The organism is Asticcacaulis currens (genome assembly GCF_028550395.1).
Classification (GTDB): domain Bacteria; phylum Pseudomonadota; class Alphaproteobacteria; order Caulobacterales; family Caulobacteraceae; genus Asticcacaulis; species Asticcacaulis currens.
In genome coordinates this window covers 60,894-84,697 of sequence record NZ_JAQQKW010000008.1, presented here as the reverse complement: position 1 = coordinate 84,697, position 23,804 = coordinate 60,894, and the positions used below count along the sequence as shown (strand labels likewise).

The 23,804-nt window shown below is 60.8% G+C and carries 31 protein-coding genes and 1 pseudogene; 6 read left to right on the top strand and 26 right to left on the bottom strand.

The window, feature by feature from the left end:
- Position 1: 1 nt before the first annotated feature.
- The 12 genes and pseudogenes from nusB to hemA all read right to left on the bottom strand — a co-directional run bounded on the left by nusB (position 2) and on the right by hemA (position 7,973).
- Positions 2-535, bottom strand: a complete 534-nt coding sequence (gene nusB, locus PQU94_RS13755) for a transcription antitermination factor NusB (protein ID WP_126423818.1) — start codon at positions 533-535, stop codon at positions 2-4.
- The gene (locus PQU94_RS13750) at positions 528-998 is read right to left on the bottom strand and encodes a 6,7-dimethyl-8-ribityllumazine synthase (RefSeq protein WP_013480399.1); all 471 of its coding nucleotides are present in this window, start codon (positions 996-998) and stop codon (positions 528-530) included. The genes nusB and PQU94_RS13750 overlap by 8 nt, the downstream gene beginning before the upstream one ends.
- A gap of 84 nt (positions 999-1,082) precedes the next feature.
- Entirely contained in the window at positions 1,083-2,222 is a 1,140-nt protein-coding gene (gene ribB / locus PQU94_RS13745; protein WP_272742014.1) for a 3,4-dihydroxy-2-butanone-4-phosphate synthase, read from the bottom strand.
- A gap of 56 nt (positions 2,223-2,278) precedes the next feature.
- Positions 2,279-2,869, bottom strand: a complete 591-nt coding sequence (locus PQU94_RS13740) for a riboflavin synthase (protein WP_272742013.1) — start codon at positions 2,867-2,869, stop codon at positions 2,279-2,281.
- 43 nt (positions 2,870-2,912) lie between these two features.
- Positions 2,913-3,563 (bottom strand): RibD family protein, encoded by a 651-nt coding sequence (locus tag PQU94_RS13735; RefSeq protein ID WP_272742012.1) that lies wholly within the window; start codon positions 3,561-3,563, stop codon positions 2,913-2,915.
- 108 nt (positions 3,564-3,671) lie between these two features.
- Positions 3,672-4,145, bottom strand: a pseudogene (gene nrdR / locus PQU94_RS13730) (transcriptional regulator NrdR); the annotation flags it as partial.
- 65 nt (positions 4,146-4,210) lie between these two features.
- Entirely contained in the window at positions 4,211-5,506 is a 1,296-nt protein-coding gene (glyA, locus tag PQU94_RS13725; protein WP_272742011.1) for a serine hydroxymethyltransferase, read from the bottom strand.
- 118 nt (positions 5,507-5,624) lie between these two features.
- Positions 5,625-5,834: a DUF6898 family protein gene (locus PQU94_RS13720; RefSeq protein WP_272742010.1), complete on the bottom strand. Its 210-nt coding sequence runs from the start codon at positions 5,832-5,834 to the stop codon at positions 5,625-5,627.
- Positions 5,835-5,837: 3 nt separating this feature from the next.
- Positions 5,838-6,137 carry a type II toxin-antitoxin system RelE/ParE family toxin gene (locus tag PQU94_RS18250; protein WP_368407080.1) on the bottom strand — a complete coding sequence of 100 codons (300 nt, stop codon included), beginning with the start codon at positions 6,135-6,137 and terminating at the stop codon, positions 5,838-5,840.
- On the bottom strand, positions 6,137-6,352 hold the full coding sequence (locus PQU94_RS13715) for an addiction module protein (RefSeq protein ID WP_013480407.1): 216 nt from the start codon (positions 6,350-6,352) through the stop codon (positions 6,137-6,139). Before PQU94_RS13715 ends, PQU94_RS18250 begins: the two co-directional genes overlap by 1 nt.
- Before the next feature lie 51 nt (positions 6,353-6,403).
- Complete coding sequence (locus PQU94_RS13710) at positions 6,404-6,742, bottom strand: VOC family protein (RefSeq protein ID WP_272742009.1); 339 nt, start codon at positions 6,740-6,742, stop codon at positions 6,404-6,406.
- 7 nt (positions 6,743-6,749) lie between these two features.
- Positions 6,750-7,973, bottom strand: coding sequence for a 5-aminolevulinate synthase (gene hemA, locus PQU94_RS13705; protein ID WP_272742008.1), 1,224 nt, complete (start codon positions 7,971-7,973; stop codon positions 6,750-6,752).
- A gap of 300 nt (positions 7,974-8,273) precedes the next feature.
- On the opposite strand from hemA, the gene PQU94_RS13700 reads away from it, so the two are divergent.
- Together PQU94_RS13700 and hemB are read left to right on the top strand one after the other, a co-directional pair.
- The gene (locus tag PQU94_RS13700) at positions 8,274-8,819 is read left to right on the top strand and encodes a hypothetical protein (protein ID WP_272742007.1); all 546 of its coding nucleotides are present in this window, start codon (positions 8,274-8,276) and stop codon (positions 8,817-8,819) included.
- A 66-nt stretch (positions 8,820-8,885) separates the two neighbouring features.
- Positions 8,886-9,887, top strand: coding sequence for a porphobilinogen synthase (gene hemB, locus PQU94_RS13695; protein ID WP_272742006.1), 1,002 nt, complete (start codon positions 8,886-8,888; stop codon positions 9,885-9,887).
- 38 nt (positions 9,888-9,925) lie between these two features.
- On the opposite strand, the gene PQU94_RS13690 is transcribed toward hemB, so the two are convergent.
- The 3 genes from PQU94_RS13690 to PQU94_RS13680 form a co-directional block, all read right to left on the bottom strand.
- The gene (locus tag PQU94_RS13690) at positions 9,926-10,294 is read right to left on the bottom strand and encodes a GxxExxY protein (RefSeq protein ID WP_272742005.1); all 369 of its coding nucleotides are present in this window, start codon (positions 10,292-10,294) and stop codon (positions 9,926-9,928) included.
- Between the two features lie 70 nt (positions 10,295-10,364).
- Positions 10,365-11,228: an NAD(P)-dependent oxidoreductase gene (locus tag PQU94_RS13685; protein WP_272742004.1), complete on the bottom strand. Its 864-nt coding sequence runs from the start codon at positions 11,226-11,228 to the stop codon at positions 10,365-10,367.
- 8 nt (positions 11,229-11,236) lie between these two features.
- Positions 11,237-11,746 carry a flavin reductase family protein gene (locus tag PQU94_RS13680; protein ID WP_272742003.1) on the bottom strand — a complete coding sequence of 170 codons (510 nt, stop codon included), beginning with the start codon at positions 11,744-11,746 and terminating at the stop codon, positions 11,237-11,239.
- A 143-nt stretch (positions 11,747-11,889) separates the two neighbouring features.
- Between PQU94_RS13680 and PQU94_RS13675 the strand changes: the two genes are divergently transcribed.
- Both PQU94_RS13675 and PQU94_RS13670 read left to right on the top strand, forming a co-directional pair.
- A complete protein-coding gene (locus PQU94_RS13675; RefSeq protein WP_272742002.1) occupies positions 11,890-12,792 on the top strand; it encodes a flagellar motor protein MotB in 903 nt (300 codons plus the stop codon).
- 48 nt (positions 12,793-12,840) lie between these two features.
- A complete protein-coding gene (locus PQU94_RS13670) occupies positions 12,841-13,590 on the top strand; it encodes an arginyltransferase (RefSeq protein WP_272742001.1) in 750 nt (249 codons plus the stop codon).
- Here PQU94_RS13670 and PQU94_RS13665 read toward each other — a convergent pair.
- The 11 genes from PQU94_RS13665 to pyrE form a co-directional block, all read right to left on the bottom strand.
- A complete protein-coding gene (locus PQU94_RS13665; protein WP_272742000.1) occupies positions 13,576-14,217 on the bottom strand; it encodes an exopolysaccharide biosynthesis protein in 642 nt (213 codons plus the stop codon). The two genes, PQU94_RS13670 and PQU94_RS13665, sit on opposite strands and share 15 nt — an antisense overlap.
- A gap of 250 nt (positions 14,218-14,467) precedes the next feature.
- Positions 14,468-16,684: a DNA topoisomerase IV subunit A gene (gene parC / locus PQU94_RS13660; RefSeq protein ID WP_272741999.1), complete on the bottom strand. Its 2,217-nt coding sequence runs from the start codon at positions 16,682-16,684 to the stop codon at positions 14,468-14,470.
- A 71-nt stretch (positions 16,685-16,755) separates the two neighbouring features.
- Positions 16,756-17,154 carry a GFA family protein gene (locus PQU94_RS13655; RefSeq protein WP_272741998.1) on the bottom strand — a complete coding sequence of 133 codons (399 nt, stop codon included), beginning with the start codon at positions 17,152-17,154 and terminating at the stop codon, positions 16,756-16,758.
- Between the two features lie 68 nt (positions 17,155-17,222).
- Positions 17,223-17,690, bottom strand: a complete 468-nt coding sequence (locus PQU94_RS13650; protein ID WP_272741997.1) for a hypothetical protein — start codon at positions 17,688-17,690, stop codon at positions 17,223-17,225.
- A 105-nt stretch (positions 17,691-17,795) separates the two neighbouring features.
- A complete protein-coding gene (gene recO, locus PQU94_RS13645; protein ID WP_272741996.1) occupies positions 17,796-18,518 on the bottom strand; it encodes a DNA repair protein RecO in 723 nt (240 codons plus the stop codon).
- A gap of 146 nt (positions 18,519-18,664) precedes the next feature.
- Complete coding sequence (gene era, locus PQU94_RS13640) at positions 18,665-19,636, bottom strand: GTPase Era (protein ID WP_272741995.1); 972 nt, start codon at positions 19,634-19,636, stop codon at positions 18,665-18,667.
- On the bottom strand, positions 19,633-20,361 hold the full coding sequence (gene rnc / locus PQU94_RS13635; protein WP_272741994.1) for a ribonuclease III: 729 nt from the start codon (positions 20,359-20,361) through the stop codon (positions 19,633-19,635). Before rnc ends, era begins: the two co-directional genes overlap by 4 nt.
- Positions 20,361-21,176, bottom strand: a complete 816-nt coding sequence (lepB, locus tag PQU94_RS13630) for a signal peptidase I (RefSeq protein ID WP_272741993.1) — start codon at positions 21,174-21,176, stop codon at positions 20,361-20,363. Before lepB ends, rnc begins: the two co-directional genes overlap by 1 nt.
- A 103-nt stretch (positions 21,177-21,279) precedes the next feature.
- Entirely contained in the window at positions 21,280-21,675 is a 396-nt protein-coding gene (gene acpS, locus PQU94_RS13625) for a holo-ACP synthase (protein WP_272741992.1), read from the bottom strand.
- Positions 21,672-22,421 (bottom strand): pyridoxine 5'-phosphate synthase, encoded by a 750-nt coding sequence (locus PQU94_RS13620; RefSeq protein ID WP_272741991.1) that lies wholly within the window; start codon positions 22,419-22,421, stop codon positions 21,672-21,674. The genes acpS and PQU94_RS13620 overlap by 4 nt, the downstream gene beginning before the upstream one ends.
- 5 nt (positions 22,422-22,426) lie before the next feature.
- On the bottom strand, positions 22,427-23,017 hold the full coding sequence (pyrE, locus tag PQU94_RS13615; RefSeq protein ID WP_272741990.1) for an orotate phosphoribosyltransferase: 591 nt from the start codon (positions 23,015-23,017) through the stop codon (positions 22,427-22,429).
- Positions 23,018-23,162: 145 nt separating this feature from the next.
- On the opposite strand from pyrE, the gene PQU94_RS13610 reads away from it, so the two are divergent.
- Complete coding sequence (locus PQU94_RS13610) at positions 23,163-23,402, top strand: AbrB/MazE/SpoVT family DNA-binding domain-containing protein (RefSeq protein ID WP_272741989.1); 240 nt, start codon at positions 23,163-23,165, stop codon at positions 23,400-23,402.
- Complete coding sequence (locus PQU94_RS13605) at positions 23,399-23,800, top strand: type II toxin-antitoxin system VapC family toxin (protein ID WP_272741988.1); 402 nt, start codon at positions 23,399-23,401, stop codon at positions 23,798-23,800. Before PQU94_RS13610 ends, PQU94_RS13605 begins: the two co-directional genes overlap by 4 nt.
- The last annotated feature ends 4 nt before the right edge of the window (positions 23,801-23,804 follow it).

Genomic DNA, 23,804 nt, shown 5'->3' with positions numbered 1-23,804 from the left:
ATTACCTTGCGTCCTTGGCGATGCCGTCCAGAGCGCCGTTGACGAAACGCGCCTCTTCATTGCCGAAGAAGGCCTTGGCGATCTCGACATATTCGTTGATCACCACCTCGACGGCGACATCGGGGCGGAATTTCAGCTCCCACGCCCCGGCGCGCAGAATGGCGCGCAGCGTGGTGTCGATGCGGTCGAGACGCCAGTTGGAGGCCAGCCGCTCAGCGATCAGTACGTCGATTTCGGCCTGAGCCTTGACGATGGTGCGCAGACCGTCGGCGAAAAAGGCCTCATCGGCCGTGCCCAGACGCTGTTCCTCGCCGCCCTCGCCTTCGATGTGGCCATCAAAGCGGAAGTCGGCAAATTCGCGGATGACCGACTCAACGCCCGTCCCGGCAATTTCCATCTGATAGAGGGCCTGCACCAGCACCAGACGCGCCACAGTGCGGGCGCGCTTTTCCTTCAGCGACAGACGCCCGGACTCGGCGGCCTCATTGGCGTTCAGTTGCTCGATGACCGATTTCAGGCTCAGCGGATCAACCATGGTTGCCTCCGCGCAGGGCCTTCTTCAGGGCAATCATGTCGAGCGCCACCTTGGCGACCGTGCCGCCCTTGTCGCCTTCCGATCGGCGGGCGCGGGCCCAGGCCTGATCCTCGTCCTCGACGGTCAGGATGCCGTAGCCGATGCACAGAAGCTGTTTCAGAGTCAGGTCCATCAGACCGCGCGCCGATTCTTCGCACACATAATCGTAGTGGGTCGTCTCACCACGGATGACGCAGCCCAGCGCGACATAGCCGTCATATTTGCGCCCGGCGGGCCCCTGAGAGGCGTCTTCGGCCATGGCGATAGCGCCCGGCACCTCAAATGCCCCCGGCACGGTGATCACATCATATTCCGCGCCATAGGCTTCCAGCGCCGCCTTGGCACCGGCCAGAAGCTCATCGGAAATATCCTCATAAAAACGGCTTTCGACGATGAGGATGCGCAGGGGGGTATCAATGGTCAAGAGTTCAATCCTTGAGGACAGGTTCAGTCCGTACTTACTGGCTTATCGAGAACATAAAAAGCCAAATCTGACGACAGGATGCGTTTAGCTGAGCGGCTTCCAGTCGATGATCTGAAGCCCGTAGCCTTCCAGCGCGGCGGGTTTCGGCTTGGAATCCGACAGGGCGATCATGTCACGCACCCCCAGATCGAGGAGGATTTGCGCGCCGACGCCATAGTCGCGCAGGCCGCGCGGCTGAGGCGTTTCGGTGTCATCGGCGGCAAAGCGGTTGGAAATCACCTTGGGGTCGAGGTCGCGCAGCATGACCATTACCGCCGGGCCGTCATAGGCCGCCAGCGCCGTCATCGCCTGTTCGACCAGACCGGCACGACCGTCCGAGGCCCCCAGCACGTCGGCGGCGACATCGAGCTGGTGCATCCGCACCAGGGTCGCCTTGTTGGGTACCGGCTGATGCTTGACCAATGCGATATGTTCGCCCTGATCGAGGCGGTTACGATAGACAAACAGGCGAAACTGACCGCCCCACTGGCTCTCGAACGGCTTTTCCAGCACGCGATCGACGAAGCGCTCGGTGCGGCGGCGATAGGCGATCAGGTCGGCAATGGTGCCGATCTTCAAGCCGTGTGTCTGGGCGAATTTGATGAGGTCGGGCAGGCGCGCCATCGTCCCGTCGTCGTTCATCACCTCACAGATGACGCCCGCCGGGTAAAGGCCCGCCATGCGCGAAATATCGACCACGGCCTCGGTATGACCGGCGCGCACCAGCACGCCGCCATCACGCGCCACCAGCGGGAAGACGTGGCCGGGGCTGACGATATCGTCATAGCCCTTGGTCTGGTCGATGGCCACGGCGATGGTACGGGCGCGGTCGTGCGCCGAAATGCCGGTGGTGATGCCGTCCTTGGCCTCGATGGCGACCGTGAAGGCCGTGCCGTTGCGCGCGCCGTTTTCAGCGGCCATCGGCGGCAGGCGCAACTGACGCGAACGCTCCCCCGTAATGGCCAGACAAATCAGGCCGCGCCCGAAGCGCGCCATGAAGTTAACCACGTCCGGCGTCGCCATCTGGGCCGGGATGCAGATGTCGCCCTCGTTTTCGCGGTCCTCGGCATCGACGAGGATGTAGGGGCGGCCATTGCGGGCGTCCTCCAGAATATCCTCGATGGTCGAGATGGGGCTTTCGGAGCTGACCGGATTGAGGTCGGTGGCGATACGGTTGAAGGTCATGGATGTCTCTTACGAGTACGCTCCCTCACAGGAGCGCAGGAACAGGGGGCGCGAGTTTAGATCGTTTCGCGCCAGCGCGCGGCATAGCGTGCCATCAGGTCGATCTCAAGGTTTAACTTGTCGCCCACCTTGCGGTCGGACAGAGTGGTATGCGTCCAGGTGTGCGGGATGATGGCCACGCCGAACACATCGTCCTCGACCTCGTTGACGGTCAGCGAAATGCCATCCAGCGCAATCGAGCCCTTATGCGCGATGTAACGATGCAGCGGGCGCGGCACCCGCACCTTCAGGCGGTAGGCGTCACCGTCTTCGGTCAGCGTGATCAGCTCCCCTACCCCATCGACGTGACCCGATACGATATGCCCGCCCAGCTCGTCGCCGACCTTCAGCGCCCGCTCAAGGTTGACGCGGTCGCCCACACGCCAGTGATCGAGCGTGGTAACGGCCAGAGTTTCGTTCGACAGGTCGAGCGTGTAACGGTCACCGCGCTTTTCCACCACGGTCAGACAGCAGCCGGAATGGGCGATCGAGGCCCCGATATCGACGGTTGAAAGGTCATAGGCGGTCTGCACCTCAAATCGGGCCCCGCCCTCGTGGCGGTCAATGGCGGTCAGGGTGCCTATATCGGTGATGATGCCTGTAAACATACTGCGTCCTTACTTGCCGTCTCTGCGTCAAACGGAGACGGCGCTACTCCAGCTCGTAGCTTTCCCATAAATCGTCGCCTACCGCTTGAACGCCCACGCGGGTGAAACGGATCACCCGGTTGATGTCCGCAATGTCGAGAAACCCGATCACAGCGCGACCGTCACCGCCCAATATAGTGGGCGCGCGGAACCATTCCAGTCGGTCCACCGCCCCCAGCTTGACAAAGGCCGTGGCGATTTGCCCGCCACCTTCGACAAACAGGCGGTCGATCCCGGCCTCATTGAGTGCTTCCAGCGCCGCGATCAGGTCCACGCGCTGATGCCGTGAAGCGACTTTTAACGCTCGCACGCCCAGCGAGACCAGTTCCGGATTAAGGTCGTGCGTCGTCACCACATAGGTCGGGATGACGCGCGCCGTCTGCACCAGCTTGGAATGCAATGGGATGCGCCCGCGCGAATCCAGAACGACGCGCGCCGGCTGATAGCCCTCATAGCCCTGCAAACGCACAGTCAGTTCGGGATCATCTTTTAAAACAGTTTCGATACCGACCAGCACAGCATCGTGCGAGGCCCGCAGTTCGTGCACGGCACGGCGGGCAGGCTCACCGGTGATCCAGCGGCTTTCGCCCGTGTGGGTGGCGATGCGCCCGTCGAGGGTGGTGGCCAGTTTGAGCGTGACGAACGGACGGATCATAATGCCCCGGTTTCACGCATCGTCTGTGGCGGACAGGTCCTGTTCGCCCAGACCCTGACGGATAGGCGACGGGTCGGTCGGTTCGGGATTGCCGGCCGGGGCGGGCGTGAGCGGGGCATCCATACCGTCGCTGTCAAAGCCTTCGGCCCCCAGAAACTTCGCGAAATCAGAGGTTTCCTGAAAATCCCGATAGACCGAGGCATAGCGCACATAGGCCACGGAATCGAGCGAGCGCAGGGCCTTCATGATCAGTTCGCCGACCACTTCTGACCCGATTTCGGTTTCGCCCAGGCTTTCGAGCTGACGCACAATGCCCGACACCATGCGGTCGATACGCTCCGGGTCAATTTGACGCTTGCGCGTTGCAAGCGAAATCGAGCGTTCCAGCTTTTCGCGGTCGAACGGCGTGCGGCGGCCCGAGCGCTTGACGATAAGCAGTTCGCGCAACTGCACCCGTTCAAAGGTGGTAAAGCGCCCGCCACATTCGCTGCATGAGCGGCGACGGCGAATGGCTGCCCCATCCTCGGAGGGACGGGAGTCCTTGACCTGGGTTTCCGGGTTTCCGCAGAAGGGGCAGCGCATTCAGGGCTCCAAGCGCAATCCGAAACGTGGACACCGGTTTCGGATGAATTGCGCGACAAAAATAACTACGCGTAGATCGGGAAGCGCTGGGTCAGGGTCTTGACCTGCGCGCGCACCTTCGCCGTCACGGCCTCATCCGGCGCGCCGGAGTTAGAGGCCATGCCATCGACCACATCAGCAATCAGGTTGCCGATCAGGCGGAACTCTTCCTCGCGGAAGCCGCGGGTCGTACCCGCCGGGGTGCCCAGACGCACGCCGGAGGTGATGGTGAAGGGCTGCGGGTCGAACGGGATACCGTTCTTGTTACAGGTGATGAAGGCCTCTTCCAGCGCGTGCTCGGTCGCCTTGCCGGTCTGGCCCTTGGGGCGCAGATCGACCGACATGACGTGGCTGTCGGTGCCGCCGGAAACGACCCCCAGACCACGCGCCATCAGGGTTTCGGCCAGCACCCGGGCATTGGCCACGACCTGCGCCGCATAGGCCTTGAATTCCGGTTGCAGCGCCTCACCAAAGGCCACGGCCTTGGCCGCTATGACGTGCATCAGCGGGCCGCCCTGAAGGCCGGGGAAGACCGCCGAATTGATCTTCTTGCCCAGCGCTTCATCGTTGGAGAGGATCAGGCCGCCGCGCGGACCGCGCAGGGTCTTGTGCGTGGTGGTGGTGACGACGTGGGCGTGCGGCAGCGGGTCCGGATAGACGCCGCCCGCGACCAGACCGGCATAGTGGGCCATATCGACAAACAAATAGGCCCCGACGCTGTCGGCGATCTGACGGAAGCGGGCAAAGTCGATGTGACGGCTGTAGTTGGAGGCCCCGGCGATGATCAGCTTGGGCTGATGTTCCTTGGCCAGCGCTTCGACCTGATCATAGTCGATCAGGTGGTTGTCCTCGCGCACGCCGTAGGGGACGACCTTGAACCACTTGCCCGACTGGTTGGCAGGCGAACCGTGCGTCAGGTGACCGCCACAGGCCAGATCCATGCCCATATAGGTATCACCCGGTTGCAGCAGCGAGAAGAAGACCGCCTGATTGGCATTGGCCCCCGAATGCGGCTGCACATTGGCAAAGGCGCAGTTGAACAGTTGCTTGGCGCGCTCAATGGCCAGCTTTTCAACTTCGTCGGCATATTCACAACCGCCATAGTAGCGGCGGCCCGGATAGCCTTCGGCGTATTTGTTGGTCAGGACCGAACCCTGCGCCTCCAGCACGGCCTTCGAGACGATGTTTTCCGAAGCGATCAGCTCGATCTGGTCCTGCTGACGGGTCAGCTCGCCCTTGATCGCCGCCAGAACGGCCGGGTCGGCATGGGCCAGGTCGCTGTTGAAATAGCCTTGCGGGATGAAGGAAGCGGGAGCGTTCACGAGCTTTATCCTGTCGTCTGGAGGAAGGTCGGCACTATATATAGCGCATCGTCCGAAATTGCGCGTCTGTTAAACCTTTGAGACAATGAATCCAAGCGAAAACGTCTGGTCTTGAGGTTTAGCAGATAATGCCGCCGCGCCCGCCGTTCAGCGGTGGCGGCTTAAGCGCTTCGAGGCGGTTTTTCAGCTTCTGCACGGCCAGCCGCTTGACCGCCTCCGGGTCCGTGGCGGGCCCCAGGGTTGAGACCTCTTCGCCCGACACCGGATCGACCGCCGTGACCTTCAGATAGGCGCCGTTGCGCTGAAGTTCGAGGAGAAATTCGGACATGGGTTAGCCCCTTTTCTTCCAAAGGCTAGGGTTGCGGCGTGTATGCAGCACCGCCACTACATACAGAGTACGATCCTCCAGCCTGTAATACAGTTGATAAGGAAAATCAGCCAGCCGGGCGCGTCTAAGCCCGGACTGCACTTCTGCATTTCTGAAGGGAGAGCGACAGATGTTTGCCAGTACGTCGGTTACCTGCTGGTTGAAACGGCGACCAAGCTGCGGATTTTTCGATGCGTACCATCTTGACGCCTCCATGACCTCACGCCGGGCAACGGGTGTGAACTCAAAAAGATATTCGGCCACTACAGGTCGCGCTCAAGCTCGGCCCGGATCACGTCCCAACTTACGGAGCGGGCCTTGTCCTGCTCGAAGGTCTGCATCCGTCGCTCAAGCTCGGCCATATGCCACGCCGGAACAGGGACATCCTTTTCCTCAAGACTATCCCACAACGCCTCGATCAGTTCGAGGCGCTCCTCTACCGTCAGATCAGAGATCGCAATTTTGGACAGAGCGTTCATACAGAAAGGGTACGTCCAATTGCCGCTTTCGGCAAGTCTTAGCCTTAGCCCTCAGCGGCTCGAAATATTGAAGGCATTGCCGTCGGGATCGGCCCCCTGACAGAAGGTGATCTCCGGCGTCACCCACAGCTTGCCCATGGGCACACCCTGCGTGATCAGCGACTCGCGCAGCGCCACTACATCATCCACGTGAAAAGCGATCTTGGGCGTATGGCCGTTGGGTTCGCCCTTGGCCCCGGCGTGAAGGGCGATGCGACAGGCGCCGGCATCCAGTTCGCGCCAGCCGTCTTCATCCTTCACCACAGGCAGCCCCAGAACATCCCGATAGAAGACGGTCATGCCGTCCATATTATCCGTGAAATAGATGATATGCGACAGGCGAAAGGTCATACCCTTGTCAGGCCACCGCCGGCATACGGGCCACGTTGCAGTGGCTCCACAGCTTGTCCATCGCCTTGACCAGCTCATCCATCATATCGTCGTCATGGTCCGGTGACGGCGTGAAACGCAGGCGCTCGGTGCCCTTTGGCACGGTCGGGTAGTTGATCGGCTGCACATAGATATTGAAATCATTGAGCAGCATGTCCGAAATCATCTTGCAATGTACCGGATTGCCGACCAGCACTGGCACGATATGGCTGACCGACGGCAGGACCGGGATACCCAGTTCACGGAACCGACGCATCAAGGTCTGAGCGCGTTCCTGATGGGCGATGCGGCGCTCATTGTGCGCTTTCAGCCAGCGCACACTGGCCGCCGCACCCGCCATCACCGCCGGGGGCAGCGAGGTGGTGAAGATGAAGCCCGAGGCCCACAGGCGGATAGCGTCGCACATGGCGGCCTTACCGGCAATATAGCCACCCATCATGCCAAAGGCCTTACCGAGCGTGCCTTCGATAATGTCGATCTGATCCATCACGCCGTCGCGTTCGGCCACACCGGCCCCGCGCTCCCCGTAGAGGCCCACGGCGTGCACTTCGTCAATATAGGTCAGGGCATTGTATTTCTTGGCCAGCGCGATGGTGCCGGCGATGTCGGCAATATCGCCATCCATCGAATAGACCGACTCAAAGGCGATGAGCTTCGGAGCATTGACCGGCGCGGCCGCCAGCAGTTCTTCGAGGTGCGCCAGATCGTTGTGACGGAAGACGTGACGCGCCCCGCCGCCATTGCGGATACCCGCAATCATCGAGGCGTGGTTCAGCGCATCCGAAAAGATGATCAGACCCGGCAAAATTTTGTAGAGGGTCGTCAGGGTCGCCTCGTTGGCGACATAGCCCGACGAGAAGACCAGAGCGGCCTCCTTATGGTGCAGATCGGCCAGTTCGGCCTCAAGTTCGTTATGATACCAGGTCGTGCCGGAGATATTGCGCGTGCCGCCGGAGCCCGAACCGGCTTCGTCAATGGCGCGTTGCATGGCGTCGATCACCACGGGGTTCTGCCCCTGCCCCAGATAGTCATTGGAACACCAGACCGTGACGTCGCGCTCGCTCCCGTCCTCGCGCTGCCAGGTGGCACGCGGGAAGGCGCCGCGATGACGCTTCAGATTGGCAAAAACGCGGTAACGGCCCTCCTTGCGGACGGCGTCAATGGCGGCCTCGAATGCGGCGGTGTAATCCATGTACTTATCTTAACCCTGTTTCCGCACGAGAAACGGGGCCCTCGGTGGGTTGTTGTCAGGGTCTCAACGCCCTGTTTGACCATAGCCGGTATAGTGGGTTGTACCGCCTGTGACCAGTGTCAATATGCCATAGGTTCAGACCCGTGGCGCATCAAATCTGCACAAGAGGCTGGCGCATAATGACGCACCTGTTTTTCGCCCGCATACCCGCACAATCGAACTGTGTTTGCATTATAATGAATTTTTTGCAAATATAGGCGTTCTTGAGCTCTGTTAAATACAGCCAGCAAAGGTCCGGTCATGAATGCTTCGCCGTCCAAAGCCGTCGCCGATACTGCCTTTAGCGGCCCCTCCGGCAGCGTCGCCTGCGAGGAAGATGAGCGCAATCTGGCCTATGTCGTCTATGGCCTGTTGTTCGTCAGCCCGTTTTCACTGGGCATCACAGCCCTGATCGGTGCGGCGCTGGCCTATCTGCGCAAGAACAACTGCACCTCCTATATTCAGACGCATTTTCGCTATCAGATCAAACACTTCTGGGCGGTTTTTGCACTCTGGGGCATGGCGACCTTTATCGCGGTCATCTGTACTGTGGTGCTGACCTGGACGCTGGCCAATCTCATCTGGTCGCAATACGACATCTCCGACTGGCGACGAATCGACCTCGATCTCAGCGACCTCGATATTTCCAGCATCCCGGTTTCGACCATACTCGGCGTCTCTTCGGGCTATGTGATTTCGGCTCTGCTGACTTTCATGGCCACCGTATGGATTCTGGCCACGTCTGTGAACGGCGTTCTGAAGCTCAACAATCACAAGCCGATTGGCAAACGCTTCAGAACGGCGTAAGCCCCTGCCCCGTTGATCTGGTAATTACGCGTCGCGCCGGGCGATGCGTTTGAACGGGGTGCTTCCATGACCTTCTCCCCCCTTGTCGGTGCCTACCCTTTGTCCCGCCCACGCCGTCTGCGCCAATCGGCCTGGGTGCGGGATCTGGTGGCCGAACACCGCCTAACCGTGGCGGACCTGATCTGGCCGATCTTTGTGCACGACAAGGACATGGCGCGTGACCCCATCCGCTCGCTCGAAGGCGTCGATCGACTGAGCATTGCCGAAGCGGTCAGGGAAGCCAGGGAAGCCCATGCGCTGGGTATACCGGCTCTGGCCCTGTTTCCCAATATCGACCCGTCGCTGCGCAATGATGACGCGACGGCCGCCTATGACACCGACGGCCTGATCGCCCGCACCTGTCGCGCCATCAAATCGGCCGTGCCGGAGATAGGCCTGATCGTCGATGTGGCGCTCGATCCCTTCACCTCGCATGGCCACGACGGCATTCTCTGCGACGGCAAAATTCACAACGAGAAAACCATCGAGATTCTCACCCGGCAGGCGCTCGTGCAGGCCGAGGCCGGCGCCGATGTGCTCGCCCCCTCGGACATGATGGACGGACGAATCGGCGAGATTCGCAAGGCGCTGGAGGCACAGGGCCTGACCGACAAGCTGATCCTGTCCTACGCCGCCAAATACGCCTCGGCCTTCTACGGCCCGTTCCGCGACGCGGTCGGCACCTCGGCGCTGAAAGGCGACAAGAAGACCTATCAGATGGACAGCGCCAATACGGATGAGGCCTTGCGCGAAGTCGCCATGGACCTTCAGGAAAGCGCCGACATGGTTATGGTGAAGCCCGGCCTGCCCTATCTCGACATCGTGCAGCGCGTGTCGGAGACCTTCCGCGTGCCGACTTTCGTCTATCAGGTGTCGGGCGAATACGCGATGATCAAGGCGGCGGTGAATGCCGGCTTCATGGACCACGACAAGGGCGTGTTCGAGACGCTGCTGGCCTTCAAACGGGCCGGCGCATCGGGGGTGCTGACCTATTTTGCCAAATACGTGGCGGAGAAGCTGAAGGGATAGGTTCTCCACAGATGGCCACAGATGAACACAGATAAACGTTACAAAATAAGGCGTCTGTGTTCCAACCGGATTCCCCCAAAATTTAACAGCAACGCCTTTTTCAGATTCGACGCACGCAGATAGTTGAGGACCTGCGCTTCATCAACCTTACCTATGGCTGCGGTTGCTTTCAGCTCAACAAGCACGCTTTCAAAGCAGATAAAATCAACGCGGAATCCACAGGATAGAACGGTGGTTTTGTAACGAACTGGCAAATGCGCTTCACGCAGCGCAGCTATATTCCGGTCTGCAAATTCCAAAGCCAAGGCTTCCTGATAAACCGATTCCAGAAAGCCATGGCCAAGGGTGCTATGCACCTCCATCGCGGCTCCAATGATTGTATAGGTTTGTGCGTCCCTGTCTGTCATAATCCCCCCTTCCCCAACCACAGGCACGACCTATCTGTGTTCATCTGTGGCCATCTGTGGAGACACTGCCTTACTTCCGCCGCGCCTCCAGACGCGCGTGCAGCGATGAGGTGTCCCAGCGCTGGCCGCCCATGGCCTGCACTTCGGAATAGAACTGATCGACCAGGGCGGCGACGCTTAAGTGTGCGCCGTTTGAGCGCGCCTCATCAAGCGCAATCCCCAGATCCTTGCGCATCCAGTCCACGGCAAAGCCGAAGTCGTATTTGCCCTCAGCCATGGTCGCCCAGCGGTTCGACATCTGCCACGACCCCGCCGCACCCTGCGAAATGGCCTGAAACACCAGCTCCGGGTCAATATCGGCGCATTTGGCAAAATGCAGCGCCTCGGCAATGCCCTGCACCGCCCCGGCAATGGCGATCTGGTTGCACATCTTGGCCGTCTGGCCGGCACCCGCCTCGCCGATCCGGGTCAGAGATTTGGTATAGGGCAGGGTCACCGCGCGCACGCGGGCCAGTTGCGACTCTTCGCACCCGACCATGACCGACAAGGCCCCATTGACAGCCCCCGCCTGTCCTCCGGACACTGGCGCATCGGCAAAATACAAACCTTTCCCAGCACATAGGACCGAAAGCTCACGTGCCAGTCGGGCCGAAGTCGTCGTGTGGTCGATGATCAGACTACCCGCCGCCATGCGCTCCGCCGCCCGCGTCACCAGATCGCGCACATCGTCATCGCGCCCGACGCAGAGGACCAGCACCTCGGCATTTTCCACGGCCTCTTCAAAGTCGGTGGCAAAGGCCGCACGGTGCGCCTCGCCCCACGCCATCGCCTTATCCACCGAGCGGTTGAAGCCCACAACTTCGAAACCGGCCTTCAACAGATGACCGGCCATAGGGGCACCCATGACGCCCAGACCTGCAAATACGATACGCATGAAATGCCTCAAACGGGTAAAGGGTGGGTCTGGCCATAGCGGCCACGGAAATAGGTCAGGCCGTGGTCGCCAAAATGGGTTTCCGACTGATCGAAGGCTTCGACCTCACCCACGATCACCAGATGATCGCCCAGCACCTGTGTCTGGTACTGACGGCATTTCAGCCACGCCAGCGCCGCTTTCAAACGCAGCGGTTCGTCGGCAAACGACAGGTCATCGGCTTCGCGGCAATAGGGGTTTTCACGGAAGAAGCGGTCGGACAGATCACGCTGCGCCGCGCTGAGGATATTGATCCCAAAACTCTGCGCTTCGGCAAACAGGGCATAGCGCTCCGATTTGAGGTCCAGCGACCACAGAATCAGCTTCGGCTCCAGCGACACCGAGGCGAACGAGTTGATGGTCAGCCCCATGACGCACGGGTGGCTTTCGCGGTCCACCACGGGAATGGTGACGACTGCCACGCCGGTGGCAAAGGTGCCCAGGGCGTGACGATAGGCCAGACGATCAGGGTCGCTCAACGGAACCTCATGGCAACAGGAATACCCCCTCCTTTGACCCCAAAAGCCTGCGGGGGTCAATCGCGGAAACCGCTTCAAAACGGGCGGCTTCAACCGCCTGTTAAGATTAATGACCGATAGATTGATGAACTACCGGAGTTCGTATGGCCAGTCGCGACGCCCCCGTTGTCATCAAGAAAGTCAAGAAGGTCGTCGGCGGCGGACACCACGGCGGCGCGTGGAAGGTCGCCTATGCCGACTTCGTGACCGCCATGATGGCCTTCTTCCTGCTGATGTGGCTGATCAACACCACATCCCCCGAACAGAAGAAGGGCGTTGCCGACTATTTCGCCCCGGCCAGCGTGTCTCAGACCACCTCCGGCTCCGGCGGGATTCTGGCGGGCACCGCGATTGGGCGCGACGGCGTCAAACAGGAAGGCGCAATGGCCTTTATCGAGCAGATGGCCCCCGAAGCCCCGGATGTACAGGACCGCGACGGTTCCTCCAAAAAAGCCGCCGACCTGTCGCAGAACACCGAAGAGGAACTGCGCGAAGAATTGCAAAAGCGCGAAGAGGCCTCGTTCCGCTCGGCCGCCGAATCGCTGCGTCAGGCGCTTCAGGACATGCCCGAACTGGCCGAACTGTCGAAAAACATCCTTGTCGATCAGACGCCGGAAGGGTTGCGCATCCAGTTGATTGATCAGGAGGGGCGCGCCATGTTCAACGCCAACTCCACCCAGCCCAATGACCGGGCCCGCCTGCTGCTGCGCGCCGTGGCCAAGGTCGTCAATCAGTTGCCAAATCGTATCTCCATCACCGGCCACACGACCGGCACCCCCGGCGCGGGGCAATCCGACAAGGACTGGAAACTGTCGGCAGATCGCGCCGATGCCTCGCGTCAGGTGCTGCAAGGGGCCGGCGTCGATCAGGACCGCATCGCGCAGGTTTCGGGCAAGGCGGCAAAGGAACCTCTGTATCCGGATGACCCCACCCTGGCCGGAAATCGCCGCATCGCCATTATTCTGCTGCGCGAAGCCCCTGTTCTCCCAGAAAACCCTTCTCTTTGAGGTAAAAATGGGGTCTGATAAGCCGGTAATCAGATCAGGCACCCTCCCATGAGCGAGCATTTTCCGGGACGAAAGCTCAGATACTATCTGACCATTCCTGGCCCCTGCCCGTATCTGGAGGGTCAGGAGGAGCGGAAGGTGTTTGTGCACCTGCCCCCCCTCGAAGCCATCAATGTCAATGATCAGTTGTCGGCCATCGGCTTCCGTCGCTCTCAGAACATCGCCTACCGCCCGGCCTGCCCCGCCTGCCGCGCCTGTCAGTCGGTGCGCATCCCCGTACATGACTATCAGCACAACCGCACGGACAAGCGCATCCTGAAGCGCAATGCCGGTCTGACGCGGCATTTCCGCGAGGCCGAGGCGACGCGCGAGCAGTACGACCTGCTACAGAAATATCTCAAGGTGCGCCACCCCGACGGCGGCATGATGGACATGACCTGGCCCGATCTGGTGGCCATGGTCGAAGACACGCTGGTGCGTACCCACATCATCGAATACCGGCTGGACGGGCAACTGATCGGCTGCGTGCTGGTCGATGCGCTCAACGACGGCCTGTCGCTGGTCTATAGCTTCTACGATCCGGACCTGATGAACCGCTCGCTGGGCCGCTTTGTCATTCTGGACCACATAGATCAGGCGCAGCGCGCGGGCTATGCCTATGTCTATCTCGGCTACTGGGTGAAGGGCTCGCCCAAGATGGACTATAAGGCGCGCTACAAGCCGCTGGAGGCCCTGACCGATTTCGGCTGGACCGAGATTGATCCCGATCTGACGGATGCAGGGTCAGCCGAGGACTGAGTTAAGGCCGCGCCCGGCAGCAAAGGCGCCATAGACAATGCCGCCAACATACAGCGTGGCCGCCAGCGCAAACACCTGCCCCAGCAGCACAAACAGGCCATCGCGCTGGATCATGCCGACCGCCGTCAGCAGAATTGCCACCGCCGGCAAGGTGTTGGAAAAGGGGATAATCCCCAGAGGCAGCATCATGATCCCCGCCGCATGAATCAGAACCAGCGCATTGACGCGGTTCGACACCGCCCCGCTGGTCAGCCTCAAAAGGCGGGGTTTGACGAAGCGGTCGATCTTCGACACCACACCCACGCCGCGTTGCAGCACCGGCACCAGCTTCGCCGTCTCGATCTCACGGTCCAGTATCTTTTCCGGCAGCCACGGCAGGCGGTTGAAAAGGATGGCCACCGCAATCAGGATGATGGCGGCGCTGAACGGGATGGAAATGCCCGGTACGGACACGGGGATCAGAAACGGCAGGCACAGCAGCACACACAGCAGCAGCAGCCCCTGCTCGCCCATCATGTCGATCAGTTCCCGCAGCGTCGTATGCTGCCCCTCAATGCGGCCCACCGTGTGGGTCAGCATGGCACTGAGGGTTTCCGAGGTGTCGTGAAAGCCGAAAATCTTGCGCATACCGCATTGCAACGAAAGGCGCATAAGGACGCAAGTGGAAAATCGTTTGCGTGGCTGGAGGTTTTTAGAGAAAGAGAGAACCACAGATTACACAGATTGCACAGACGACGTGCGCCGTGACTATCGGGGGTTTCCGCCACACACTGTGCCTGCAAAACCGGACAGTATGGGGCTGCGTGGCCAGCTCTGCCAAAAAAAGAGACGCGCCGGAGCGCGTCCCAATCTGTGTAACCTGTAGTTCTTTGAAGTCTTAGGTTGGACGCAGCTTGCGCAGACCACGCGGGGCCATCTTGCCGACGCTGGCGCGCTTGCCCACAAAGTCTTTCCAGTCCTTGAAGTCGCGCGCCTTGCCCGATCCGTCGTACCACTGCACCGGCCCGGCCTGATCGAAGATCGCGATGTCCTTCACGCCGCCGTCCTTATAGCCTTGCAGCTTGACGCCCTTGCCCCGCGCCATTTCCGGCAGTTCTGCGACCGGATAGACCAGCACCTTGTTATTCTCGCCCAAGATGACCACGTGGTCGCCCGTCACCGGCAAAGCCGCAAAGGCCTCGGTGCCATCCGCATTGAGCACCGACTTACCGGCCTTCTTGTTGCCGACGGCGTCCTCTTCGTTCATCACGAAGCCATAGCCGTTCTTCGACACCATCAGGCGTTTGGCCCCCGGCGTGAACATGAAGACGTTGACGATGCGCGTGTTTTCTTCCATCTCCAGCATCAGTTGGAGCGGTTCGCCGTGCCCACGGCCAGACGGCAGCTTGTCGCAGCCCAGCGTAAAGAAACGCCCGTCAGAGGTCATGATCAGCAGCTTGTCGGTATTGTAGCCGGGCACCAGGAAGCCAAGATTGTCGCCTTCCTTGAACTTCAGCTCCGACGGATCATCGATGCGGCCCTTGGTGGCGCGAATCCAGCCGCGTTCGGACAGGATAACGGTCAGGGCCTCCTTGGGCAGATAGGACTCGATGGCCGCCACCTCGACGCCCTGCGGCGCTTCGGCAAAGGTAGTGCGGCGCGCCGACAGAAGTTGCTTGCGGACCTCGGTCAGTTGTTCGTCGATCCGCTTCCACTGCTTCTTTTCGGAGCCCAGCAGCGACAACAGGCCGTCGCGTTCCTTCGACAGCTTGTCGTGCTCGCCCTTGATGGCCATTTCTTCGAGACGCGCAAGCTGCCGAAGCCGCGTATCGAGGATGTAATCGACCTGCACCTCGGTCAGCTCGAAACGCGCCATCAGGGTCTGCTTCGGCGTCTCGTCCTCACGGATAATGCGGATCACCTCATCCAGATTGAGGAAGGCGATCATCAGGCCGTCGAGGACGTGCAGACGCTTCTCGATCTTGTCCAGACGCCATTGCGACTGCCGGATCAGCACTTCGCGGCGGTGGTCGAGGAACGAGGTCAGGATGGTCTTCAGACCCATGACGCGCGGCGTGCCGGTCTTGTCCAGCACGTTCATGTTGAAGGCAAAGCGCGTTTCCAGATCGGAGATCTTGAACAGGCTTTCCATCAGCACTTCGGGGTCGATATTGCGCGTCTTGGGCTCAAGGATCAGGCGCACCTCTTCGTCGGATTCGTCGCGCACATCGCCTAGCAGCGGGGCCTTCTTGGCCTCGATCAGGTCGGCCAGTTGCTCGATCAGGCGCGACTTCTGCACCTGATACGGGATTTCGGAGACAAGGATGCGCCAGGCCCCACGCCCCAGATCCTCGACCTCATAGCGGGCGCGCACCCGCACGCTGCCGCGCCCCGTCTCATAGGCCTCATAGATGGCTTCGCGGCGCTCGACGCAGATCCCGCCGGTCGGGAAGTCGGGCCCCGGAATGATGGCCATCAGGCCGTTGGTATCGGTATCGGGTTCGGCGATCAGCAGCTTACAGGCGTCGATAAGCTCCGCGACATTGTGCGGCGGGATGGAGGTCGCCATGCCGACAGCGATGCCCGTCGCCCCATTGGCCAGCAGGTTCGGAAACGCCGCCGGCAGGACGACCGGCTCCTCGTCCTGACCGTCATAGGTCGGGCGGAAATCGACGGCGTTCTCGTCTATGCCGTCCAGCAGCAGCATGGCCGCCGTGGTCATCTTACATTCGGTGTAACGCATGGCGGCGGCGGAATCGCCGTCGATATTGCCGAAATTCCCCTGCCCATCGACCATGGGATAGCGTTGGGCGAACCATTGCGCCATCCGCACCAGCGCGTCATAGATCGACTGATCGCCGTGCGGGTGGAAGTTACCCATGACTTCCCCGACGACCTTGGCCGATTTGCGCGCCGCCGCCTGCGGGTTCAGCCGCATATTGTGCATGGCGTACAAGACGCGCCGGTGCACCGGCTTCAGGCCGTCGCGCACGTCCGGCAGGGCGCGGTGCATGATGGTGGACAGCGCATAGGCCAGATAGCGCCGCGACAGGGCCTCGCCCATCGGTTCGCTGAGGATACGGCCACCTTCGTCAGGAATCACATCGTTGCTCATGCCTTATGCGTAAGGCTTTCGCGCTTTTCGCACAAGCACATATGCAGAACAGGTTGTGGAGGGAGAGACCCTCACCAATTGTTGCGGCCATCCAGCGCTTCGACCGGCAGGCTGTTCAGATCAAAGCCATCCACCATGCGCATATTGATGGCGACGATGCGCTGTTCCGGCACGACGCCCGCCTCCCCCTTGGGTGTACCGTCGGCATTATAGGCCGAGGCCCAGTCCGGGCTGTCACCGTGCGTATTGCCGCCGCAATGGCCGCAGAAATGATGCTGATTGAGGCCGCGACTGGCCGAATAGGTGCGATCGTGCGTCGCACTGTGGATCGTCACCTCACCTGGCGCAAAATAGGCCCACACGGCCCCGACGCGATGGCAGTAGGTGCAGTTACAGGTCCGCCCGCCTTCGGGGGCTTTTAAGATGTCGATGCGGGTCGCGCCGCAATGGCAGGTGGCGGTGAGGGTCATGGTTCGCTCCTTTGAAGGCGCGAACGTCGCAGACCGTGATGACAAAATCTGTCAGCAAGGATCAGGGATCAGAACAGGGCGTCCACGGCGTTTTGCAGATCGTTTTCGAGGCGCTCGGCCCGCCCGTGAATATGGGCGTCCATTTCAACGACGCGCGCCTTCAGGCTGTCCAGACGCGCCGCGAGGTCTTCGCGCGCCACTTCGTCTTCAAGATTCGAGCTGAGCAGAATCTGGATGCCGGATTCGAACTCTTCGAGCGCCTTTTCACAAGCCGCATCGAAAGGTTTACGCACAGCCTCCGGCGAGGCCTTATAGGCGGCAATCACCACGTCTTTCTGCTCGAAGCCGGAATTTTCGAAATGCTCGACATAGCCGCGGCGACGCCAGTCCATCAGCTCCTCGGCCATGTCCGGCATGTCGAGGCCCATTTCGAACAGCATGATCGCTTCGTTGAACAGGTTGAGGTAATCCGTCGCCAAACCCGTCTCCGGATTGACGTTCGCCGCCCGCAGTTCCTGTTCGCTATACCCTGACATACCCGCCAAACTACCCGCCCGAATCGAGCCCATCGGCCCAACCTAGTGAAAACACGTTACCAAAGCATGGAGAACAGTGTTTTCGCGCACATTTTAAAAACGGAATCACCCGTCGCGTACACTGTCGATAAGGCGCGTGCGGATTTCGGGCAAGGGCTGATTGAGCGGGTGAAAGATATGCCGTTCCAGAAAATAGCCGGTCAGGTCCAGCCCCCGGCGCAGATCGTCCGCGTGAACGCCACCTTGTGACGACAGCAGAAATCCCGGTAAAGGCAACAGCTTATCCTTATAGGGCTCGCCTTCGCGGCGGCTGACGGCGCGGGCCGAACGCGGCGAGACGTAGATCAGATCGTCGCGGCTGCCGCTCACGGCACAGGCCGACAGGTCGAGACCGAACCCTACCGCCTCCAGCAGGCCCATCTCGAAACGCACATAGACGTAGGGCCAGACGCCGGGCAGGCCAAAGGCATTGATCAACGCTTCAAAGGCATAGAAGGCCCCCGGATAGGCCTCGCGTTCGGGCAGGACGGCGCGCGTCATGACACAGGCGCACTGCACCCCGATCAGGGCCATAGGGTCATCGAAGATGTCCGCCGAGGCATCGCCTTCCGGTTCCAGCGTGGCCGACCCCAGTTGGTCGGCGGTGCGCGCCCGATAGGACAGGCGCACACGGCTGGCCGGTTGCAGATAGGGCTTGAGCCGGCGTGACGCGCCGCCGGGCACATGGGCGGCGATATGGCCGTGTTCCAGAGTCAGAAAATGCACCACCGCACCGGTTTCCCCGTGCGGCCTGGCGCTTAAAACAAAGGCATCGTCTTCGAAGGTCACGACGATCCCCCCTTCACGACGCAAGAAAATTTCACGTCAGGCTGAGACGAAACGTGCGCTTTTCGAGAACCGGCGCGCAGCGTACTTAAGTACGTGAGCACCGGAAGCGCAGAAAAGTGCCCGTTGCAGGCCAGCCTCACGTGAAATTACTCCCCGAACTCCAGACCGAACTGCGCATATAAGGCCCGGTCGTCGCTCCAGCGTTCATTGACCTGCACGTGCAGGAAGAGGTGCACCTTGCGGTCGAGAATCTCCATCAGCTCCTGACGGGCACGCTGACCGATCCATTTCAGGGTCTGACCGTTTTTGCCCAGCACGATGGCGCGCTGACCGTCGCGTTCGACGAAGATGGTCTGTTCGATGCGCGCCGCGCCGTCCGGCATGTCCTTGAAGTCGGTCGTCACGACGGCGCAGGCATAGGGCAGTTCCTCATGCACGCGCAGGAACAGCTTTTCGCGGGTGATTTCGGCGGCCAGAATACGCACCGGCGCATCGGCCGCCTGATCTTCCGGATAAAGCCACGGCCCCGAAGGCATTTTATCGGCAAGCGCCTCCATGAGGTCGGCAATGCCATTGCCCTTTTCGGCCGAGATCATGAAGACCTGATCGAAAACGCCTTCCTTGAACAGGCTGTCGGCCAGGGCCAGCAGGTTGTCACGGCGCAGAAGGTCGATCTTGTTGAGCACCAGAATGGCGCGGCGATTATTGGCCTTCAGGCCCGCCATGATGGTCTCGGCGTCTTCGACCGCCAGCTTGTCGGCACCGGTCGGCTTGGTGTCGGGGGCCGGGAAATGCACGGCCAGATGCGCCGGAGCGTCAATCAGCATGACCACGATGTCAGCATCTTCGGCCCCGCCCCACGCCGATTTGACCATGGCACGGTCGAGACGCCGGCGCGGCTTGAAGATTCCCGGCGTATCGACCAGCACGATCTGCGCCTCACCATGAATGGCGATGCCGCGCACCGGAAAGCGCGTCGTCTGCACTTTTTGGGTGACGATGGAGACCTTGGAGCCGACCAGAGCGTTGACAAGGGTGGATTTGCCCGCATTGGGCGCGCCGATGATGGCGGCGAAACCCGCGCGCGTCGTCGCGGGAGAAGAAGAGGTGATCGTCAATTAAGACCTGCGTATTCGATAAAGCTGAGGGCCGCCGCCTTTTCGGCCTCCTGACGGGACTTGCCGCTGGCGACGACGGGATCATAGCCTTCTAGCGTGAGCGCGACCTTAAAGATAGGGGCATGATCGGGACCGGTGCGCTCCACGATCTCATATTTCGGTGAAGCCAGCTTCTGCTGCGCGGCCCATTCCTGAAGGTGCGACTTGGGGTTCAGGTGCGAACGGGAGTGGCTTGCGCGGATATGCGGTTGCCACAGGGGGGCGAAGATGCGCCGCGCCGTCTCAAAGCCGCCGTCGAGATAGACCGCCGCGATCAGGGCTTCGCAGGCATCGCCCAGAATGGTCAGGTTGGAGCGCCCGCCGCTTTTGGTTTCACCAGGGGCCAGACGCATGGCGGCCCCTACGCCCAGCGATGTGGCCACCGCCGCACAGGTTTCGCGGCTGACCAGCCCGTGCAGGCGCTGCGACATCTCGCCTTCGGCGGCCTGCGGAAAGGCCTGCATCAGGGCTTCGGCCACCAGCAGGCCCAGCACGCGATCCCCAAGAAACTCCAGCCGCTCATTATCGCCGGAGACGGTCTTTTTGGGGCGCCCGTCGCTGACACTGGCGTGGGTAAGCGCGCTGTCGAGCAGTTGGCGGTCCACAAAACGGTATCCGAGTTTCGCCTCCAGTTCATCCAGCACCTTCTGCCGATGACCGGAGGCATCCCTTTGCATACGTGTCATTATTTCAGGGACTTGAAGAAACGGTCCCAGCGCAGGTCGAGCCAAGTCCACGGCTTGAACAGCGACGCGCCCTTGTTCCACGAGATCAGCACCATGACCGCCTTGCCCTCAAGGTTTTCGGCAGGCACGAAGCCGACGCCCGGCTGGAACGGATCGGCAGGCGAGAAACGGCTGTCGAGCGAGTTGTCGCGGTTGTCGCCCATCACAAAATATTGGCCTTCGGGCACGGTAAAGACCTGCGTGTCGTCGGCCTCAGGCTTATAACCCATGTCCTGCGTCAGGTGGGTCGCGCCGTCAGGCAGGTCTTCCTGCATGACCTCGACGCCCTGCGTCGCATAGGTAATGCCGGCGGAAATCGGCCCCTTGTCGATAGTGGTCACCGGCTGGTCGTTGATAAAGACCTGACCATTCTTCACCTGAACGCGGTCGCCGGGCAGGCCGATGACGCGCTTGATGTAATCGACCTTGGTGTTGCTGGGCAGCTTGAACACCACGATGTCGCCGCGTTTGGCCTGCTTTTCGAAGACACGGCCCGAAATCACCGGCGGCGAAAACTGGATGGAGTGCTTCGAATAGCCATAGTCCCACTTGCGCACCACGATGTAGTCACCCTCGTAGAGGTTGGGCTCCATCGACGCCGAGGGGATGGTAAAGGGCTGGAAAAACAGCGTGCGGAAGACCAAAGTGATGATCAGGGCGATCGCGACGGTCTTGATAATATCCGACCATTCGTCCTTGATCGCCGACTTTTCGTCGCCTTCCACGGTTGCTTTTTCGGTCACCGCGTCCTCAACGACCTTGTCTTCAGCGCTCATCACTCAGCCCCATATCCTTTAGCGCTATTAGCTTTAAGCGCATTCCTTCGACCTGTCTATTTTTAGATTTCGGCCAAAAATAGACGTTACATTTTATTCAGGGTTAGTCCGGCACGGCCTCGATAATCACATAGGCCCCGGCCAGATCGCCCTCATCCGTCAGGCTGAGGTGGATGCGTGCCGCACTGCGCTGCGGCAGCAGCGCCTGAAGCCGGTCAAGCGCGCCGTTTTTAAGCGTCACCTCAGGCTTGCCCAGCGCATCATTGCGCACCTCTATGTCGGTGAAATGAAAGCCGCGCAAACCGGTGCCCAGCGCCTTCATCACCGCCTCCTTGGCGGCAAAACGCTTGGCCAGAGCGGCATGAACCGGCGTTTTCGACAGGGCATAGGCCTGCTCGGCGGGCGTGAACACGCGGTCTAGGAATTTCTGACCGAAGCGTTCGACCGACTGCCGGATGCGCCGCGCGTCGGTCAGGTCCATGCCAACGCCAAGGATCATAGGCGCGCAGCGTCCATCAGGTGCCGCATACGGCTGACCGAAGCCTCAAGCCCCACAAAGATGGCTTCACCGATCAGGAAGTGGCCGATATTCAGTTCTTTGATCTGAGGCACACGCGAAATAAAGGTCACGGTATCATAGTCGATGCCGTGGCCCGCATGGACCTCGATGCCGACCTCGGCCGCCATATGCGCCGCCCATTCGAGCTTCTTCATCTCGGACTCAACGATGGAGCGTTCGCCTTCGCGCCAGGCGTCGCACAGGGCGCCCGTGTGAAATTCGACGACGGGCGCGCCGATATTCGACGCTGCCGAAAGCTGTACCGGATCGGTGGCAATAAACAGCGAGGTACGGATGCCCGCCGCATTGAGTCGCGCGACCGCGGGCCCAACGACGTCTATATTACCCGCCACATCCAGACCGCCTTCGGTGGTACGCTCCTGACGGCGTTCGGGCACCAGACAGCAGGCGTGCGGCTTGAGATCGAGCGCAATGCCCATCATCTCATCGGTCACCGCCATCTCAAAGTTTAGCGGCTTACCAAACTCATCACAGACGGCCTTCAATGCCCAGATATCCTTATCGAGCACATGGCGGCGATCTTCGCGCAGATGCGCCGTGATGCCATCGACTCCGGCCTCCAGCACCTGACGGGCGCCGCGCACCGGGTCAGGCGCATGGCCGCCGCGCGCATTACGCACCGTGGCGATGTGATCAATATTGATCCCCAGACGAATGCGATTCATGGACGTCAGGCCTTTTGCGACAGACGGCGGCTGCCGGGGTCCTGCACCGGAATGGCGGCCAGTTCCGGCGGCAGGGCATCGGCGGGATAGGCGGGCACTTCCAGGCTGGCCAGCGAGATCAGCGGCACGCCGACATCCGCCTTGCCCCCCGACCGATCCACGATGCAGGCCGCCGCGACGACTTTGCCGCCCAGCGCCTGAATGGCGGCAATGCATTCGCGCGACGACAGGCCGGTGGTGACGATGTCTTCGACCATGACCACCTTCGCGCCGGGTTCGATGTGAAAGCCGCGACGCAGCTTGAACTCACCCTCGACACGCTCAACATACATGGACGGGACCTTCAGGTGACGCGCCGTCTCATAACCGGGGATGATGCCGCCCACGGCCGGTGAAATCGCCACATCGACCTGCCCGGCCTGCGCCACGATCTTTTCGGCCAGCGCCTTGCACAGGCGCTCACAACGATCCGCATTCATGAAGACGAGGTTTTTTTGCAGGAACAGCGGCGAATGCAGCCCGCTCGACAACACAAAATGCCCCTCTCTCAGGGCATTGGCGTCACGAAATTCATTGATCACGTCTTCAGAAGTCATGGGAGGTCCCGGCCGTATGGGTTTTGCCGCTACATAGGCCAAATCGCCGCCGAACCCAATAAATATTTAGACCGCATCGTGTGACTTTGTGATTTGCCTGCATTTCCACCTTACTTTAAAGTAAGGCAGTAAAGGAGCGTCAAAAATGAGCACTGCCACCCTCACCACTAAAGGTCAGATCACGATACCCGCTGAGGTGCGCAAAGCCATGGCTGTGGGTCAGGGCGACCGGGTGGAATTTGTGGAGGTGGAACCCGGCAAGTTTCTGCTGTTTGCTGCCACGCGCTCTATGACAGAACTGAAAGGCCGCTTCGGCAAGCCGGACCGCCCCGTCCGTATCGAAGAGATGAATGACGCCATTGCGAGGGCGGCATCCGGCAAATGATCGGGCTCGATACCAACGTCATCGTTCGCTACATCATGCAGGACGATCCGGATCAGGCGGCTTTAGCCTCAGCGGTTATCGAAAGCCTGACCGACGATCAGCCGGGTTTTGTATCCGTGGTGACCTGTGTCGAAACCGTGTGGGTGCTGACGCGCAGTTATAAACTCACACGCGACGCCATCATTGAGACGCTGGAGATTTTACTGGGGGCCTATCAGCTCCGTTTTGAGCACAAGCCAGACCTCTATCGCGCGCTTGCCGATTACAAAGCCGGCAAGGCGGACTTTGCCGACGCCCTGATCCACCGGCTAAATCTGAGCGCCGGATGCGAAAGGACCCTGACCTTTGATGTGGCGGCGGCAGATCACGCAGGCATGACCCTCATCACGCCGGAATAAACCC